Annotated in this window: 17 protein-coding genes; 13 read left to right on the top strand and 4 right to left on the bottom strand. The window is 39.2% G+C overall.

The window, feature by feature from the left end; all coding sequences use genetic code 11:
• The first annotated feature begins 102 nt into the window (after positions 1-102).
• Positions 103-1,335, top strand: coding sequence for a hypothetical protein (locus I7804_RS15010; protein ID WP_248404038.1), 1,233 nt, complete (start codon positions 103-105; stop codon positions 1,333-1,335).
• A gap of 213 nt (positions 1,336-1,548) precedes the next feature.
• On the opposite strand, the gene I7804_RS15005 is transcribed toward I7804_RS15010, so the two are convergent.
• From I7804_RS15005 to I7804_RS14995, 3 genes are all read right to left on the bottom strand, one after another.
• Positions 1,549-2,208 carry a potassium channel family protein gene (locus I7804_RS15005; protein ID WP_110072813.1) on the bottom strand — a complete coding sequence of 220 codons (660 nt, stop codon included), beginning with the start codon at positions 2,206-2,208 and terminating at the stop codon, positions 1,549-1,551.
• A 50-nt stretch (positions 2,209-2,258) separates the two neighbouring features.
• Entirely contained in the window at positions 2,259-3,608 is a 1,350-nt protein-coding gene (locus I7804_RS15000; protein WP_110074267.1) for a TrkH family potassium uptake protein, read from the bottom strand.
• Between the two features lie 229 nt (positions 3,609-3,837).
• Positions 3,838-4,701, bottom strand: a complete 864-nt coding sequence (locus I7804_RS14995; protein ID WP_248404037.1) for an AraC family transcriptional regulator — start codon at positions 4,699-4,701, stop codon at positions 3,838-3,840.
• 408 nt (positions 4,702-5,109) lie between these two features.
• On the opposite strand from I7804_RS14995, the gene I7804_RS14990 reads away from it, so the two are divergent.
• Together I7804_RS14990 and I7804_RS14985 are read left to right on the top strand one after the other, a co-directional pair.
• Positions 5,110-6,510, top strand: coding sequence for an MATE family efflux transporter (locus tag I7804_RS14990; protein ID WP_022753035.1), 1,401 nt, complete (start codon positions 5,110-5,112; stop codon positions 6,508-6,510).
• Between the two features lie 646 nt (positions 6,511-7,156).
• The gene (locus I7804_RS14985) at positions 7,157-8,596 is read left to right on the top strand and encodes an APC family permease (RefSeq protein ID WP_022758180.1); all 1,440 of its coding nucleotides are present in this window, start codon (positions 7,157-7,159) and stop codon (positions 8,594-8,596) included.
• Between the two features lie 172 nt (positions 8,597-8,768).
• On the opposite strand, the gene I7804_RS14980 is transcribed toward I7804_RS14985, so the two are convergent.
• Positions 8,769-9,683, bottom strand: coding sequence for an EamA family transporter (locus tag I7804_RS14980; RefSeq protein WP_248404036.1), 915 nt, complete (start codon positions 9,681-9,683; stop codon positions 8,769-8,771).
• A gap of 453 nt (positions 9,684-10,136) precedes the next feature.
• Between I7804_RS14980 and I7804_RS14975 the strand changes: the two genes are divergently transcribed.
• From I7804_RS14975 to I7804_RS14930, 10 genes are all read left to right on the top strand, one after another.
• On the top strand, positions 10,137-10,838 hold the full coding sequence (locus I7804_RS14975) for a YczE/YyaS/YitT family protein (protein ID WP_248404035.1): 702 nt from the start codon (positions 10,137-10,139) through the stop codon (positions 10,836-10,838).
• A gap of 120 nt (positions 10,839-10,958) precedes the next feature.
• Complete coding sequence (locus I7804_RS14970; protein ID WP_022755007.1) at positions 10,959-11,987, top strand: lysylphosphatidylglycerol synthase transmembrane domain-containing protein; 1,029 nt, start codon at positions 10,959-10,961, stop codon at positions 11,985-11,987.
• Positions 11,987-12,649 (top strand): CDP-alcohol phosphatidyltransferase family protein, encoded by a 663-nt coding sequence (locus I7804_RS14965; protein WP_022755008.1) that lies wholly within the window; start codon positions 11,987-11,989, stop codon positions 12,647-12,649. The genes I7804_RS14970 and I7804_RS14965 overlap by 1 nt, the downstream gene beginning before the upstream one ends.
• 115 nt (positions 12,650-12,764) lie before the next feature.
• On the top strand, positions 12,765-13,574 hold the full coding sequence (locus I7804_RS14960) for a phosphatidylserine decarboxylase (RefSeq protein WP_022755009.1): 810 nt from the start codon (positions 12,765-12,767) through the stop codon (positions 13,572-13,574).
• Between the two features lie 611 nt (positions 13,575-14,185).
• Positions 14,186-14,743 carry a hypothetical protein gene (locus tag I7804_RS14955; RefSeq protein ID WP_027203965.1) on the top strand — a complete coding sequence of 186 codons (558 nt, stop codon included), beginning with the start codon at positions 14,186-14,188 and terminating at the stop codon, positions 14,741-14,743.
• A complete protein-coding gene (locus tag I7804_RS14950; protein WP_027203966.1) occupies positions 14,743-15,426 on the top strand; it encodes a response regulator transcription factor in 684 nt (227 codons plus the stop codon). Before I7804_RS14955 ends, I7804_RS14950 begins: the two co-directional genes overlap by 1 nt.
• Positions 15,423-15,587 carry a hypothetical protein gene (locus I7804_RS14945; RefSeq protein ID WP_248404034.1) on the top strand — a complete coding sequence of 55 codons (165 nt, stop codon included), beginning with the start codon at positions 15,423-15,425 and terminating at the stop codon, positions 15,585-15,587. The genes I7804_RS14950 and I7804_RS14945 overlap by 4 nt, the downstream gene beginning before the upstream one ends.
• On the top strand, positions 15,584-16,654 hold the full coding sequence (locus tag I7804_RS14940) for a sensor histidine kinase (RefSeq protein ID WP_248404033.1): 1,071 nt from the start codon (positions 15,584-15,586) through the stop codon (positions 16,652-16,654). The genes I7804_RS14945 and I7804_RS14940 overlap by 4 nt, the downstream gene beginning before the upstream one ends.
• A gap of 247 nt (positions 16,655-16,901) precedes the next feature.
• The gene (locus tag I7804_RS14935; RefSeq protein ID WP_248404032.1) at positions 16,902-18,185 is read left to right on the top strand and encodes a sensor histidine kinase; all 1,284 of its coding nucleotides are present in this window, start codon (positions 16,902-16,904) and stop codon (positions 18,183-18,185) included.
• Positions 18,186-18,352: 167 nt separating this feature from the next.
• Complete coding sequence (locus I7804_RS14930; protein ID WP_248404031.1) at positions 18,353-19,174, top strand: response regulator; 822 nt, start codon at positions 18,353-18,355, stop codon at positions 19,172-19,174.
• Positions 19,175-19,325: the final 151 nt, after the last annotated feature.

The raw sequence follows: 19,325 nt of genomic DNA, 5'->3' as shown, positions 1-19,325 counted from the left end.
ATATATATGAAGAGATAAGTATAGGTATGCCCTGCTGATGACTTGACTCTAAAGTCAGCCTTTAAAATGGATTTAAGGTTTTTCTACATGGAGGTAGATATTATGGCAGGTGGTTTTAGGATTGAGGCGTATTCGCCTTTTTATAGCAATAATATGTTAAAAACCGGAAGTAATGGCGGACGAAGTGTGTCCTCATATGCTTCCGGTCTTTTTGCGTCTTCAAATGCAAAATCATTAGGGGATGATTCTTTTAACAAAGTAGCTGATGGAATAAATGATGATGCCAAAAAGCGTAAACAAGATCAGCTCAAACAGATAAGAGACAGTCTTCGTCAGATGCAAAAGGAGCAAAGACAAAAAGAGTATATGGATCAGATGAAGCAGATGCAAAGAGAGCAGTTTCAAAAGACTGGAATACTGGATCCTAAGCCTTCGAACTACGTGGATGATTTCCTCAAAATGTCCGGAGCACCTGATGAAGAAGAGGATGAAGAAGAGCTTGTAATAAAAAAGTATAACTATAAAGACGTTGCTAATAAGATACTTAGGGCAAAGAATTCTCAGAGCGCAGGTCAGGCGGTACTAAGTGCTAAGAGAAAAGTCCTTGAAGTTAAGCGTATGATAGGAAGAGGCGAAGGAGACCCGGAAGAGCTGCAGCTGGCACTTACTCATGCTAAGAGAATGGAGATGGCTGCCAGGAAGAAAAAGCATCATTTAGAACTTGAAGAATTCGTAGAACATTCTCAGAAGCGCAAAGAGAATATGGATAAAGAAGAGGATCAGACTCAGGATCTTAAATCTATGATGACAGAAGCTGCAGAACTTGAAGTAGAAAAGCAGGAAGATGCTATATTTGAAGCAAGGCAGGATATGATAGCTGAAGTTGTAGATAGCGTCAGAGAAAGCGGGATGGAAGCATCTGATGAAGCTTTTGCTTCTATCAATGAGATGATATCTGAGTTTGGTGAAGAAGAGCTTGAGATGCTTGAAGAAACTATGGCGATGCTTGAAGAGATGGAGATAGCTAATCCAAATATGAGTAAGGAAGATCTTGAAGAACTAAAGAAAAAGCACAGAGCATCTGAAAATAAGGCTATAGCCAAGGCCAATATGGATTATCTAAAGGGAATGTTCAAGCATATGGAAGATAAGAAGGCAGCAGGAATCACGCATTCTATGGGAAGTGGCACAGGCTTTAAGATGCCGATGACGATGGGAGGAGCAGGTATGAGCGCTATAGAAGGAGCTGGTCCGGACCCTGGAGGAGCGCCGTCTGTAGCAGCTGTGTTTGTGGATTCCGGAGGTTCATCCGGCTCTGTTGATGTATCTATATGATGACGTAAGGTTCATAAGTTGATTCAATTCTAGATTATTCTCAATCGAATATGAATTCATGATCCGTATGGCATGATCAAAGTAACTAAAACTTCCCACTTGGGGATGCCGGTCCGTCCAAGTGGGAAGTTTTAGTTCATAAGTTAATTCAATTCAATTCAATTCAAGATTATCTCCAATCGAATATGAATGAGCCGGTACACTGGTGGCTTTTTAAAGCATTATTCCTTTATCAAGTTTAGGGAGATTGTTCTTATGAAGGATCATGATCAGCGGGTTTTCAGCCTTGAGCGGCTCATCAGGATCTATGGATTCTTTGACTATGCCGTCCTTTATGGCGATTACGTTGACTCCGTATTTTTTTCTTAAGTTTAGTTCTTTTAAAGTCTTGCCAACCCACTTATCCTTTGGGGCCATCTCTACAAGACACAGTTCATTGCTTATGTCGAAGTATTCAAGGAAGTTACTTGCAATGAGTCTTTTTGCAGTTCTTATGCCGCTTTCTTCTTCTGGATAGATGATCTCGTCGGCACCGACTTTTTTTAGTACTGTGCCCATTCGCTCACTTCCTGCCTTGGCTACTACCCACTTTACTCCGCACTCTTTAGATACCATGGTGCAGATGATGCTGGCTTCAAGGCTCATACCCATTGATACGATAGCACAGTCTATATTGGATATACCAAGAGCTTTGATAGCTGTAGGATCTGTAAGGTCAGCTTCTATAGCAGAAGTTGCCTTGGCTGAGTACTGCTCGATGATGTCCTCGTCATTGTCTACAACCATAACATCAGCGCCGCTTTCAAGAAGCTTGTCAGCTATTGCCTGCCCGAATTTACCAAGTCCGAATACTACAAATGAATTATATTTCATGATGAATACCTCTTTATATCTCTTATATATCTTTTGTTCTTTTTTATATATTAACCTACAATAAAATGTCCGTTTGAATACTTGATGTCATTTTTGTCTGCATGGGATGTTCTGAAGAACAGTGCCATGGATATAGGTCCTATTCTTCCTGCATACATTCCTATCATAACTACAGTCATGCCTGCCAGATTCAGCCTTGATGTAAGACCTCTTGAAAGACCTACAGTTCCTGTTGCACTGAATATCTCATAAGTGGCAGACAAAAGCGAAATCTGCGCAGTCTGCATAAGTGCAAGTATAAGGACGATCGTGATGATAAGATTTGATGTGATAATGGCTGTTGCCTTATTAATAAGCTCCGGAGATACTGCTCTTTTTAGGACAACAGCTTCGTTCCTGTCTCTGATAAAAGATATTGCATTTAGAAACAGTACGAATATAGTAACCGTCTTGATACCACCGGCAGTACCTACCGGGGATCCGCCTATGAACATGTATATGCAGCCTATAAGGCAGGTTGATGGTGTAAGTGCATCCTGCGGAACTGTTGCAAATCCAGCTGTTCTGAAGGTGACGGACTGGAAGAAGCTGGTCAGTATCTTATTGCCAAGAGGAAGATTAGCTATAGTATCAGGATTGTTCCACTCAAATCCCAGCACCAGAAGTGTTCCGGATATGAGGAAAAAGAGTGTGAGATTTATAACAAGTCTCGTATGTTCATTTAGCTTCTTCCAGAAGATCTTGAAATTGTAACCTCTTTTATAGCTAAGCTTGACTGTTTCTATTACATCGAACCATACAACATATCCAAGACCGCCAAGGACTATAAGTGTGATAGTAACAGCATTTATAAAAATGTCTGTGTTGTAATCAATAAGTGAATTGGGACCTATAACATCCATACCGGCATTACAAAAGGCTGATACTGCATTGAATATAGATATCCATAAACCTTTGAAAAATCCAAATTTAGGAATGAAAGCGAAGCAGTAGAAAAGAGCTCCCACGCCCTCTACTTTCAAAGTGTCCTTTATGACTCTTTTTAGGAATTTGATAAGACCGTGTATGGAATCTAGGTTGTAATAATCCTGGATAAGGAGCCTGGTACTAAGTGAGAACCTTTTTTTCATAAGGATCACAAATCCTGAATAAAGAGTGATGACACCAAAACCACCTATCTGTATCAGGATAAGTACTATGATCTGTCCAAAGATAGACCAGTGTGAGAAGGTGTCTACAACTACAAGACCTGTAACACATATGGAAGTTGTTGCGGTAAATAGCGCTGTAGATAAGCCTGTGTGCTGCCCTCTTGCAGTAGCAAAAGGAAGCATTAAAAGCCCTGCTCCTATAAAGATCGCAAGAAGAAAACCAAGAACAATGATCTGCGTAGAGGTCATCTTGATCCTTTTTTGTAATTTTCATTTATAACTCTCAAAACTTCTCCCCCAAAGGAATGATTCGTATGACTTCATAAATATATTCTAAAACAAGAAAACTGTCAGATCTAAAATCTGATAGAACACTAATATAGTCATAACTCAAATATTATATAGCACGGCATCTTATAAGTCATCACCAAACTTAACCTAATGTCACGAGCAAAGAAAGTGACTACTTATATGCTTATCATACAGTGACCATATACTTTCGAAACTGCCTTGGAGAGCAGTTCTTGATCTGATGGAAGACCCTGTTGAAGGTGGATATACTCTTAAAACCAGACAGATAAGCAACCTCTGTGATAGGAATAGAGTTATCCCCAAGGTATCTCTGGGCTTTCCTTACTCTCTCTATCATAAGATACTCTACGAAATTGTAGCCCGTAGTTTCTTTGAACATCCTTGAGAAATAGTTGGGACTAAAACCTGCCATAGATGCAACATCGTTTAGTGACAGATCCTCACTGCAGTTTTTGGTTATATATACGCAGGATCTCTGAATCTTGTAAAGTGCGTCAAGACTTAAACTTCCCGGAACCTGCATGGATGCATCATAGGCATTATCAGCTTCTTTAGATAAAGTGGTCATGAATTTAAGAAGATTTATAATCTTCTCCACTCTATAAAAAGATTCCTGATCCTTGTCCAAATCACAGATATCATCAAGATAAGAAGACAGACTCATAACAAGATCTATATGCGTGCTGCTCTTAAGATGATGAAGACGCCTTAGCTTTGGAATATAAGGAATAAAGTCAGTTAGACTTTGCAATAAAGCTGAGTCGAACTGAAAACCAATAAGCTTTTTGTCAGGATTCTTGATAGTCGTGTGAAGCTCCCCCTGCCATATCAAAAGAATATCCCCAGGACTAAGCTCATACTCCTTACCGGATATCTCCGTAACAGGATTAATATCAGTAGCATTATAAAAAGGATAGTAGATTATCTCTATCTCCTTGTGCCAGTGAATAGGGTAGTTAAGCGGATAATTCTCCCTAGGTATTACATTTACATCAAAATCTAAATTCAATATTTCCTGTATATTTTCCATACAATATCTCCACATCAAAAGTTATGTTCAGAAGGGAATTTGCAAAGACACGCTGACCAAATGCTAACAGTGAACCTATACCAATCCTCCAAGGATGCTATGCAGCATAACGCAAGTGGAAAGTCTAAGTAATACAATAATGCCTATTTTTTATTATGAGCTATTTTGTATAAAACAGTCCCATTGAAATTTGCAAAAAGCTTTTAAAATAAAGGTTCTGTCGTTTTGCTACAACAGACCCTGCTATAAATGATACCCTGTTTTAGCTAAAAGATACATAGATTTTGAAGAAATAATAATAAAAAATGAGCAAAAAAATTAAAAATAGAGAGTTATTACTAATTATTGCGCATATAATCTGTATTTGAACAAATGCGTTCACAGATTGCTAGACCTTGGAGGTTTAATATGCAGAAATACAAGATGGTAGATATGACTTTTGGAAGTCCCTTAAAGCATATCCTTGTTTTTACTATTCCGCTTGTAATAGGTAACCTGTTTCAGCAGCTTTATAATATGGTGGATTCTATAGTTGTGGGACAATATGTCGGCAAGACGGCGCTGGCTGCTGTTGGCGCATGCGGTTCTATGAACTTTTTATTCTTTTCTCTTAGCTTTGGACTTTCAAACGGTGTAGGAATACTTGTATCACATAGATTTGGAGCCAAAGATGATGAGGGGATACGTAAGACTATTGCAAGCTCGTTCTATGTGCTTTCTATAGTATCTGTAGCTATCATGGCTATAGCTTTTTTTCTTGCGCCTGTTCTATTAAGGCTACTTGATACACCTTCTACTATAATCAATGATTCTATTGCATATATAAGAGTTACATGCCTTGGAATACTGGGGATTACTTTATATAACGGTGTTGCAGCTACTTTAAGAGCTCTTGGAGATTCAAGGACACCTCTATACTTTCTAATCTTTTCAAGTATCATGAATATCGTGCTTGACCTTGTGCTGGTTCTTAACTTTGGAATGGGAGTTGTAGGAGTAGCGCTTGCAACTATCATCTCTCAGTATGCATCTGCAATAATTGCTTATATATATGCCTTTGGAAGAGTACAGTATTTTAAGGATATAAAAGGAAATATCAGAGCTGATCAGGATTATATCAAGAAGGAGATCCGTCTTGGCGTTCCGCTCTCTCTTCAGTCATCAATGATCGCTATATCATGTCTGGTGCTTCAAGGCGTAGTTAACAGCTTTGGTGAAAATGTTGTAGCAGCATTCACTATTACAAGTCGTGTGGAACAGCTGGTTCAGCAGCCCTATAATTCAATAGGTACAGCCCTTATGACTTATGCGGGGCAGAATATAGGTGCGAGGAAGATCGACAGAGTCAAAAAAGGATTCTGGCAGTCTGCAGGCATAGTTGCTATATTCAGCGCTGTTATGGTCGCAGTCATGTTCTTGTTTGGAGACAATATTTCCAGAATTTTCGTATCGGACCTTTCAGTTATCAAGATGAGCTCTATGGCGCTTAGGATCACAAGTCCCTTTTATCTGGCACTTGGTATGATCTATGTTCCAAGATCACTTTTAAATGGCTGTGGTGATACAGGTTTTGCAATGATCAATGGAATAACTGAGGTTGCAGGCAGGATTATTTTCTCTAATGTATTTCTTTTCTTCGGACTATTTGGATTCTGGTCTGTATGGGTTACAACTTCTGCTACATGGGCACTTACCAGTATCGTATGTATGATGAGATTCTTTAGCGGAGTATGGAAGCATGGAATAGAATCAGAGTCAGGGCGCAGAAGAAGACTGAAATTGGTTGTTCCAAAGGCTATAATCAGGTAAATCTGAGATACATGTTAATGATCGTTATAGAATAATTAACTACAAGGCAGCAAATTATAATAAAAACTGTTAATGGCAGTGCTTCGAATACCGGAGTGCTGCTTTTTATTTTATAATTCAAACTTCGCACTTGCCAAACATACGCCACTCTTTGAGGCAGCGCCGATGCGGATAGTTTATAATGCATTTTCATATCTTTTGAAGGTGTTATAAAATTCAGGAGCATGAGAGATGGATTTTTATATTCTTCTTAGGGTCTGCATGTCTGAGCGAAGCGAGTTTCAGACCCTAGAATATAAAAATCCAGATATCATGCCCTGAATTATAACACCTTCAAGATATGAAAATGCATTATAAACTATCCGCATCGGCGCTGTCTCAAAGAGTGGCGTATGTTTGGCAAGTGCGAAGTTTGAATTTATAACTACAAAGCGTGTGAGCGTTAAAACTATAAAACGTCGGCGCGGCGCCGCGTTAAAATACATCAATATCATTGATTTAACTTGTCTTTTTCTCGAAATTGCGATATACTACTTTCTTGCGTTGAAGTTATGCGCTGTTTAAGTGTGCAGTGCTGATTTCCTTTTTTATGTCAGGAATCGCTTCTATGCTGAAATTTATTAGAAATAGGGAAAAGGAAAAACAAATGAAACAAGAAAAGAAAATGACCGGAATGACACTTGCATTCATTGCGTTTTCAACTGTTTGGGGGTTCGGAAATGTTTTAAATGGATTTGTTTATTTCAACGGAATTCAGGTTATCTTCAGTTGGATCCTGATGTTCGCTTTATACTTTGTTCCTTATGCTCTTATGGTCGGAGAGCTTGGATCAGCATTTAAGGAATCAGGCGGTGGTGTAAGCTCATGGATTCACTCAACTATGGGCAAGAAGCTCGCTTACTATGCAGGATGGACATACTGGGCTGTTCATATCACTTATATTGCCAGTAAGTCAAGCGGTGGTCTTAAGGCACTTAGCTGGGCTATATTCCAGAATGCAGAAGCTTATGATGAGCTTAATACAAAGCTTGTACAGACTGTGACTTTTATTGTACTTATTGTATTTTGTTATATCGCAAGTAAAGGTCTTAGTCCTCTTAAGGCTATGACAACAATTGCAGGAACCAGCATGTTCGTAATGTCACTTTTATATATCGTTATGATGTTTGCTGCTCCTGTTATCAATCCTGGTGCTTCATACGTATCAATGGATTTTAGTATGAAGAATCTCATTCCTAATTTTAACGTTAACTATTTTACCAGCCTCTCAATCCTTGTATTTGCGGTTGGTGGATGTGAGAAGATATCTCCTTATGTTAATAAGATGAGAAAGCCCAGCAAGGACTTCCCTAAAGGAATGATCTTCCTTGCAATTATGGTAGTTGTATGCGCTATGCTTGGTACTATCTCTATGGGTATGATGTTCGACCCTAAGGAGATCAACGCATCTGAAGAAGCTTTCAGTAGCTATATGTCCAACGGTTCATACTGGGCATTCCAGAAGCTTGGTCAGTACTACCATGTTGGTAACCTTCTTATGATCGTATATGCACTTTGCAACGTAGTAGGACAGTTCTCAACACTTCTTCTTAGTATTGATGCTCCTCTTCGTATCCTTCTTGGCAATGAAGACAGTAAAGAGTTCATCCCTTCAGGTCTTCTCAAGCAGAACAAGAATGGTGCATATGTTAACGGTATAATCATGGTTGCCATACTTTCAGGTGCTATCATAATCGCTCAGTCATTTGTACCTGGTGCTGCAGATGTACTTCGTCAGCTTACAAAGCTTAACTCAGTATGTATGCCTATGCGTTATCTGTGGGTATTTGCTGCATATATTGCACTTCGTGTTCACAATGATAAGTTCAATCCTGAATATCGTTTTGTTAAGAACAAGACTGTTGGTATTATATTTGGTGCATGGTGCTTCATAGTAACAGCTGCATGCTGCATAATGGGTGTATACTCAACAGATCCGCTTACACTTGCACTTAATATCATCACACCTGTTGTACTTATCGCTCTTGGTCTCATCCTTCCTGTAATTGCAGGGTATGAGAAAAAGTCTGGCAAAAAGGTTGCATAAGTATATAAGATCAGGGAATAAGCATTTTAGATAAAAATAATCTTGAACATATTATTTATGCTCAGGATCCTATAAAAAAGACCGGGAACTTTATAGTAAAGCGCCCGGTCTTTTTGTTCATAATGAGTGAATAGAATCAGTTATAAAGTGTATATGCCTTAGCAGATGCTTATCAGTCACCTTCGATAACAGCAAGGGTCAGGATACCGACAATCACAAGGAATATGAAGAAGTACTGCTTGGCTGTAAGCTTCTCTTTAAGGAAGATACGGGACAGTAAAAGCGATACTACGCATACAGCTGATATAATAGGAGCTGCGATCGCACCGTTACCACTCATTGCAAACACATAAGTGAACTGGCCGGCTGTCTCGCAGATAGCAGCAAGGATCTTGTCACGCTGTTTAGGAAGTTCATACTTTACACCTTTTGCCCTTATGAAGATATAAAGGATAATTGCTACGAAGAAAAAAGTAAGCTCATAGCTTGTATTGGCTACCTCTTCGATAGTATCTTCTGTAACTCCTATCAAAGGCGTTGTAGCTACATCGTCAAGATAGTAGATATCGAAGAAGCTTCCGAAAGCATCAAGAAGAGCATAAAGGAAAGGCATTGTAAATGCGATTATAGCCATCTTACGTCCTATCTTGGCGCTTCTGTTGGTAGAACCTGTGTTTTCAAGGAAGCCTACACCTACAATGCCGACTGCTATAATAAGGATAGCTATAACAGAAGGAATTGAAAGCTTCTCATGAAGGAAGATAACGCATAAAAGCGCGGCTATAGCTCCGGAAGTGTTCTCTATAGGATCTGAGATGGACTCCTCTATGAAGCGCATTCCAAAGAAGGAAAAGGCCATGGATATAACATAAAAAAGTGAAACCGGAAGATACCTAAGAAGGTTCACGGGATCATAGCCTATATCCTTGGTAAGCAGAGTGAAAAGAGCGTGGAGTCCCATAACTGCACCTACAGATATACAGATCTTAAGGTGGGCGTATTTCTCGTTAGGAAGGGCTCCTTTCTTATAGAATAATTCGGCAAGACCCCATATGAAGGTGGTTGCCAGAGTGAATATAAACCACATGTTTTTCTCCTTATCATAGTGGCATTTTAGACGGATCATATGAACTTTGATACTGTCAAAGCCGGTGTACTGGCTGATTCATATTTGACCAAATATGAACGAGTCTGCACACTAGTGTGGGTCTTATCTTATTAGTGTTATCCCGTTAAAATGCATTTTAAATTACCAAAGAATATTTCTAACATAATTTGATTATATTATCAATAGGTAGTAAATTTCCATAATTATTCCAAGAAGTTCAGTTTTTAAGATTTCCTTAATATAGAGCTTTTTTGGTTGTATGACCTATATTAATGTGATATAAACAATACGGTGCTGTTTGTTTATGATGAAACAGATGAGATATTAATGAAAAGTTTTGTGAGGCTTTGAAAGTCATGTTATGACGACTGCAAAAGAATGCGTTATGACATTTTGAAGTCTTATAAATAGGTATAGTTGCAGGATATTATTATGATCAGATATTTAAAACGTAAAGAGATACATGATAATCAGACAATCGGAGCTATCATCCTTCATATGGTGATAGCTGCTGTAAGTCTTTTCTTTAACGGATTTGGGATATATCTTACTATAAAGGCAGGTATAGGAGCCGGACCGTGGGATGTTCTGAACCTTGGAATATCCAAGACAAGCGGGATATCTTATGGCAATGCTTCTGTGATGGTGTCGTTTACGATCCTTTTAATAGATATCTTTTTAAGAGAGCCGATAGGAATAGCAATGTTTATAGATTCCGTTGTAGTTGGTAAGGCGGTAGACTTATTTGACAGGCTTGATCTTATCAAGACATGTAACAATAATGCTTCAGGTATAATATTAATGCTTGTAGGGCTTATCATAATGGGATATACGCAGTATACTTATATGGTTGCATCGCTTGGATGCGGACCAAGGGATACTCTTTTGGTAGGTCTGTCCAAACGTATCAGAAAGATCCCGATTGGCATCATAAGCGTAGCACTTCTAAGTCTTGCAACTTTTATAGGTTATATTCTGGGAGGACCTGTAGGTATCGGTACTTTGATATGTGCTTTTGCCACAGGACCTATAATGCAGCTTGCATTTCACACAGTTCACTTCGATGCGGCAATGGTTCATCATCAGTCACTGACAGGCTCTGTTAAAGTGTTTATGTCTAGAATTGCTTCATAATTAAATTACTATGATATATCATGGCTTCATCATTGAAGATCTATGTCATAAAGTGGTTTAATCATATAGCAGCCTGGAATGGATAGACTTTATTATTTGATATGAAGGGTAAGTTTGAAAATGGGAAAAAACAAGGTCTTATGGTCTGTCCTTTTTCTTGTCCTTGCGGGACTAACGATGGCAGCCATTATTTCGCAAAGTAAAAATTTTTCCCCCGATGATATTTCACAATTGTTCGAGGAATCACATAAAGGCTGGCTTGTATTAGCCTTTGTATCCATGTTTGGATATATATTTTTTGAAGGGTATGCTCTGGTACGTATGGCCAGACGCCTTGGATACAGAGTAGGTGCCATAAACGGAATGACTTATGGCGGGGCAGATGTATATTTTTCTGCTATAACTCCGTCGGCTACAGGCGGACAGCCGGCAAGTGCCTATTTTATGATCAAAGATGGAATAGCACCATCGATGGTCGCAGTAATGCTTCTTATAAATCTTGTAATGTATACTGCGGCACTGCTTATATCAAGTATTGCAGTGTTTATATTCGGAGGAGATCTTTTCTGGGGATTTTCACTTGCGGGTAAGATTCTTGTCGCATTTGGAGCTGCGGTGCTGGTAGTGCTTATTTTCGGATTTTTCTTACTGCTCAAAAAAACCTCATTTTTACATGGAATTTTTGATAAGATATTGGTATTCCTGTCAAGGATACATGTTGTCAAGCATATAGAAAGACGCAAAGCTCAGCTTGAGAATGCTATGAGAGAATACAAAGAATGCTCTGATTTTATATTCGGAAGAGGAAGACTGTTATTAGAAGTACTTGGATGGAACATTTTGCAGAGGATGTCTTATCTGCTTGTTATCTTCATGATATTCATGTCTACAGCTCAGGGCTTCGATAATGCTGTCAAAGCTATGGGGATTCAGTGTTTTGTTACAGTAGGATCCAATTGTATACCTATCCCCGGGGCAATGGGGGTTGCTGACTTCCTTATGATCGATGGACTTAGGCAGATCATAAGCCCTGACAATCTGGTAGCAATGGAACTTCTGTGCAGAGGAATAACATTTTATTCCAGTGTTCTGGTTGGACTTTTAGTGGTGATCATTGGATATATTAGAAGAAAGGAAAAGAAAAACTAATGTTAGGATTTTATGATTATACTTGTTGGCTTACATACTTATCTTTATTGTCTGCAGGATCAGGCATACTTTTGTGCCTTAATGATGACGGACACCCTTATATCGGAATATTCTTCCTGATGATAAGCGGTCTGTGCGATGCTTTTGACGGCAAGGTTGCAAGAACCAAAAAGAACAGAACACAGGCTGAGAAGAACTTTGGAATACAGATAGATTCACTAACAGATGTAGTTGCTTTTGGAGTACTGCCTGCATGTATCGGATATGCAATGCTCCGTAAGTTCCCTTTTATGGAGAGATTCCCTCTTATAAGTGTATTCTTTGCTATCATGCTTATATATATGCTGGCTGCTATGATCAGACTTGCATATTTTAATGTTATGGAAGAAGAGAGACAAAAGACTGAGGACACAGTCAGAGAGTACTATTCAGGACTTCCTGTAACATCATCTGCTCTTATATTCCCTATCATACTTTTGATCCATTATATTGTTGTATGGGATATCACTCCTATATTCTTTGCAGTTATGCTATTTACAGCATTTGCATTCCTTATGCCTATACCGATCAAAAAACCCAAGCTTAACGGAATTCTGGCTTTGGTTGGAATCGGCGCTGTAATATTCATAGCACTTCTGTGGCTGATTCTTGCAAGAATGTGATATAGCCAAAGTCAAGGCATGCTACTTACATGGCCAGGACCTGACCTTATATGATTTTCGTTTAAAAAAATTATAGATTGATGTGATCATTCGTAGATATACAAAGGGGGATTAGATGCTCAATTTATTATATGGATCTACATTGGGAAGGATGATCCTTAAGATACTAACATATCCGCGCTTATCTATCATCGCCGGTAAGTTCCTTGATTCTAAGGCATCAAGATTCCTGATACCTTTGTTTATTAAAAAAAATAATATATCACTGGAAGAATATGAAGATGAAGAGTATGAGAGCTTTAATGCTTTTTTTACCAGAAGGATAAAGCCGGAATGCAGGCCTGTAGATACGGATCCTAATCACTTCATAGCTCCTTGCGATGGATATCTTAGTGTATATCCTATAGAAGATGGACTGATCATGCCTGTAAAGCAGAGCATGTACTCTGTAGCAGATCTTCTTAAGGATGAAGAACTTGCCAAAGAGTATGACGGTGGAACTTGCATGGTATTTCGCTTATGTGTACATCACTATCACAGGTACTGCTATCTGGATGGGGCTTTTAAAGATGATAATGTCCATATAGACGGAGTGCTGCACACAGTAAGACCTGTAGCGCTTAGAAAAGTTCCTGTGTTTAAAGAAAATTCCAGAGAATATACGATCCTTCATACTGACCACTTTGGAGATGTCATTCAGATGGAGGTGGGTGCCATGTTTGTGGGAAGGATAGACAACTACCATCAGAAAGCTCGTGTAGAAAGAGGAGCTGAGAAGGGGCGCTTTCTATTCGGAGGATCTACTATCATAGTTCTTACCAAGAAGGATATGATAAGGGTTCCTTCCAGTGTCTTCGACAAGACTAGAAGAGGCAAAGAAATACCGGTTAAGCAAGGCCAGAAGATCGGTATTCGAAAAAGGTAAGGCAACTGCGTACAAGAAAACATACACCCCCTTGCAGTTGTGACTGCATGAACAGTATATAAAGTCTTTTTGTGTCTTGAAGGTGTTATAATTCAGGGCATGATATCTGGATATTTATATTCCAGGGTCTGAAACTCGCTTCGCTCAGACACACAGACCCTAAGAAGAATATAAATATCCATCTATCATGCTCCTGAATTTGATAACACCTTCAAAAGAACACGAAAAGACTTTATATACTGTCCATGCAGTCACAACTGCAAGGGGGTGTATGTTTTCTTGAAGGTAGAGCTATTGAAGGTGGATTTTTTAATAATAGAGCAAAAAATAAATTGCATAGTATATTAAAAATGTTCAAACAATTAGTATTAGTATATAATGGCAGATGATATGGAGCTGACTTAGAATTGTGATGCTGTTTTGGCGGCTATATGTTACATTAATAGAAAGTATTCAAATTTTAATCTGATTTTAATCTTACTAAAATCTTATATTAATTTTGGGCGCGTATCATTTCAGATATCAAATAAAGTTACTTACAACTTTGGTCTAAGGCAAGGGTTAAAAATAAAGGCTTTAGGCACAACATATCTGAAAGGAAGGTAGTAGTTATGGAAAATTTTGAGAAGGTTGAAAAGATCGTTGAGAAGACCGGTGTATCTTATGAGGATGCCAAGAAGGCGCTTGAAGAAAGTAATTATGATATGCTTGATGCGATCATAGCATTGGAGCGTCAGGGCAAGGTCAATGAGCCCAAAGAGGGAACTTATACAGCAGGTGCAAGTCAGGATATGCAGAATGTTCAGAAGTTTGAGCTTGCAAGAAGGCAGTATGAGAATGACTGCAAGAAGAACAATTTCAAGGAAGGCTTCAGAAAGCTTGCAGATATCTTCAGAACAGCATTCCGTAAGAGTCTTGAGATCAATTTCTGTATCAACAAGGATGGCAGGAATGTTATAGCTGTTCCGCTTCTGGTTCTTATCCTTTTGCTTATAGGATTTTTCTGGATCACACTTCCGGCTCTTATCATAGGTCTTTTCTTTGGTATATCCTATAGCTTTACCGGCGTTGATAAAGTAGTAGTAGATGTTAACAGTGTATGTGACAAGGCTTCTCAGACAGCTGAGAATATCAAAAATGAATTCAAAAAGGAAAACGAACAAAAATAATGAGCAAAATACTGATCGTAGAGGATGAAGCACAAATTGCACGTTTTGTAGAACTTGAACTTATCCATGAAGGAAATACAGTGGATAAGGCAGAGGATGGCAGGACAGGCCTTGATAAGGCACTTGCAAGTGATTATGACCTTATACTTCTTGATGTGATGCTGCCCGGTATCAACGGCTTTGAAGTTCTTAGAAGGGTCAGAGCCAAGAAGGATACTCCTGTCATCCTGTTGACTGCAAGGGACGCCGTTATGGACAAGGTATCAGGTCTTGATGCAGGAGCAGATGACTATATCACTAAGCCTTTTGCTATTGAAGAGCTACTCGCTCGTATCAGAGTAGCTCTCAAAAGAAAGGGTTCTGCATCTACTTCCACAAGACAGATCACAGTCGGCAAAGTGATGATAGATCTTGACAGGCATGAAGTAGTAGCAGACGGCAATCCTGTTGAGCTTACCAACTACGAGTTTGAACTGCTCAGAATACTCATGGAGAATCGTAACATAGTCCTTGACAGAGAGCGTCTTATAGGCGATATCTGGGGCTATGATTACGATGGTGAGAACAATGTGGTAGATGTATATATAAGGCATCTTAGAACTAAAATTGATGATAGATATGGCATCAAGCTGATCCAGACAGTCAGAGGTGTCGGATATGTCATCAAAGAGGACTTTCGATGAATATTAATAAACGTACATCATCAATTGCAAGAGGTATCAATACGGCTTTCTGGTTTAACAAACTGAAAGCCTTTTTTACCGTGGACATTCTTATAGTATTGGTATCCTTCGGACTTTTTGCTATAAGAGTTATCTTACTATACCTACTGATGAATATGTGAGGCGCTTCGATCTGACAGGACAGAGTATAGACAGGATCGTTCTTGAGCTTTATACAGATATCACGCTGTATAGCTTTCCTATGGGTGAGTATATCTATTTTATAGGAATCATAATGGGAGTAATAGGAGTATATCAGGTGCTGAATCTCTTTGGCTCTTTTACCTATACATCGAGGATCAGAAAGAAGCTAAAGCCGCTTAATGAGCTTGCGTTAAAGGCGGAAGCCATAAGCGAAGTGCCGCTTGATACTACTAAATTCGAAGAGCTTGAAGAGGCTATATTAAAGGTGCCTGCAGATAACGCAGGAGCCAGGATCTCGACAGGGGATGAAGATCTTGCCAGTATAGAAGCGGCTCTTAACAGCCTCCTATACAGAATGCAGGATGCACGGCTTCAGCAGGCAAGATTTGTGGACGATGCGTCTCATGAACTAAGGACTCCTATCGCGGTAATACAGGGTTATGCCAATATGCTGGACCGCTGGGGCAAGGATGATCCGGCAGTTCTGGAAGAGTCTATCAAAGCTATAAAAAATGAATCTGATAATATGAAAGAGCTAATAGATCAGCTGTTATTCCTTGCAAGGGGAGACAATGGACGTCAGAAGCTGTCTATGGACAGGATAGACCTGTCATCCGTGATAAGAGAAGTCTGGGAAGAATCCATGATGATAGATCCGGATCATAAATATGTGCTGGAAGATTGTGATAACTGCTATATCTATGGCGATAATGCCATGATCAAGCAGTCTGTGAGGATATTCGTACAAAACGCTGCCAAATATTCCGATAAGGGCAATAATATAAAACTTGCTGTTAGAAAAAATGGAGCTAAGATATGCTATATCGTTCAGGACGAGGGAATCGGAATAGCAGGAGATGAGCTAAGTCACATATTTGAACGTTTCTACAGATCAGACAAGGCGAGAAACTCATCCACAGGCGGATCCGGTCTTGGACTTTCCATAGCAAAATGGATCATAGATGCACATAAAGGTAATGTAGAAGTCCTTTCAAGGCAGGACATAGGAACCAGGATCACGGTAAGCTTTGATGCTGTGGTATAAAAAATATACGCCCCATGCAGTTACGGCTAAGAAGTGTCGCAGTAGCTGTATGGGACGTATATTTTTTGTATTGTTGGACATTTGTTGGACAGGAGTTTTTATAATATAAATGGTAGAATGGTATTAAGTATAATAACTGACTAAAACTTTCCACTTGGACGGTGCAGTATTACCAAAGCCTTTAGTGATACTGCAACGTCTTAGTGGGAACTTATAGGTGGTACCTTAACTGGTATGCGGGGGCTTTATGTTTACTGATATTATTAATGCATTGAATGATCCAAATGGGCAGATTCTTCTAGCCCTTAATTTTGCGCTGATTATGCAGCTTCTTGGTGCGCTACTTGCAGTCGCCATCGACCCTTATATGAAGAGGGATAACAGACGCAGGATCTTCCTCATAGTTATGATCATATTTGTGCTTTTGATAGAGCCGCAGGTTAGTAATACATATGGCGATACGTTGTATCGAAACCATCTGGCCTTTTGGAATACGCTGCTATCGTCAGTTAGTTATATCTTAAGATCTGTTGCTTTATACCTTTTTATCAAACTGACAGGAAGTACAAGATGGGATAAGGTGTTAAACTATATCATCCTTATCAATGCAATCATATGTCTCACACCTTTCTTTGTTCCGTGGGTGTTTAGTTTTGATGCAGGTGGTCATTGGCACAGGGGACCGCTTGGTTTTGTTCCTTTTTTGACGTGTCTGATTCTGATAGTGTGGCTTATCGCAGATTCTTTTACCAAGTATAAAGGGATTAGAAGGCGGGAAAGCATAGTTCCTGTTGTGATAGCTATGTTCGTGGCATTTGCGGTATATCTGGATACTCCTCTTGGATTTAATCCTGATATATCATTCCTTACAGTGGCGATGACGGGGAGTACGGTTTTCTTCTATATATGGTTGCATCTTCAGTTTGTAAGGGAACATGAGAACGCAATAAGGGCAGAGCAGAGGATAAAGATCATGATGTCTCAGATCCAGCCTCACTTTCTGTTTAATGCACTATCTACAATTCAGGCTCTTACAGAGACTGATCCTGAGAGGGCTTCCAAGGTCATAGAAGAGTTTGCTATATATTTAAGGCAGAACATAGACTCTTTGAATCAGGAAGATCTTATTCCTGTGAAAAAAGAGCTGGAACATACCAAAGTCTACTCGGATATCGAGAAGGTCAGATTCCCGTCTATCAGGATTGAATATGATATTGAGGATGAGAATTTCCTGATTCCGCCGCTTACTATACAGCCTATGGTTGAGAATGCAATAAGGCACGGAGTAAGAGGTAAGAGAAACGGCTGGGTGTCAGTAAGCACCTACAAGGAAGATGGATATCATGTTATTTCTATCAATGATAACGGTAAGGGCTTTGACTACAATGAAGCTTTTAAGAAGGCTCAAAATGGTGGTCATATAGGGATTCAGAATGTAAGAGACAGGATAATTGATATGACAGGAGGATCTTTTTCCATAGAAAGTGAGATGGGAGAGGGAACCTGTATCATCATTAAGATACCGGAATGATGATCATTATATGAATTTATGATGCAGCAGATTCATAGATAAGTAATCAGATTAAATATGAAAGAGCCGGTACATTGGGCTGGGTTTTCATTCAATCGGAAGTGTTAGAACCAGATACGAAGAAATAAAAAAATATAAGCAAAGTAAAGATAAAAACGAGGATTGCAATGACTGTAATATGCGTTGATGACGAAGCGCTGATACTGCAAAGAACAGTAACAATGCTTAAGAAAACTAAGAAATTCGATAATGTTGAAGCTTTTTTGGAAGCTCAGGAGGCACTGGACTATCTTGAGGGGCGAAGCGCACAGCTGGCTCTTCTTGATATAGATATGCCGGAGATGACGGGGCTTGAGCTTGCTGAAAGGATGAAGGAGAAGTGTCCGGAGATTAAGATCATATTCCTTACAGGATATTCGGAATATGCAGTGGATGCCTATGCTATTCATGCTTCAGGATATCTTCTAAAGCCAATAGGATATGACAAGCTTGTTGATGAGATAGATTATGTTCTGGGACAGACGCAGACTGATAATATAGAAGAGCCTTCTAAGGCGTCAGGTACAAGGGTCAGGATAGAAACTTTTGGATATTTTAATATACTTGTTGATGACAAGCCGGTTGTCTTCAAGCGTAATAAAGCCAAGGAGCTCATAGCCTGCCTTGTGGATCGCCAGGGCAAATTCGTATCAAGAAAAGATCTTTTTTATATCGTATGGGAAGATGATGACTATGACAGAGCCAAGCAAAAGTACCTTGATACTATCATAAGGAGCCTTAGAGATACGCTGGAAGAGTACAAAATATCAGATATCTTCGAGATGGAGAAGGGACTTATGAGGGTGGTACCTGAGAAGTTCGACTGTGATCTGTACAGATTCCTTAACAAAGACAGGAAAGCAATAGAAGGTTTCAGAGGAGAATATATGAGCTCCTATAGCTGGGCCAGTGAGACGGAAGGATTCCTTTCGGATAGTTTGAATATGTGACCTTGTAAGCCTTATCTTAGCAATGGGATAAGGCTTTTTGTTGATCTTTTGTGATATTTATTTGTATAAAAAATATATTTTTGGTGTTGTTGGACATTTGATGGACACGCGGTATTATACTTCAACATGTAACGAAATAAAAAACAAATAT

It is taken from the genome of Butyrivibrio fibrisolvens (genome assembly GCF_023206215.1).
Taxonomy (GTDB): Bacteria; Bacillota; Clostridia; order Lachnospirales; family Lachnospiraceae; genus Butyrivibrio; species Butyrivibrio fibrisolvens_C.
This window is presented reverse-complemented; position numbering and strand designations above follow the sequence as displayed.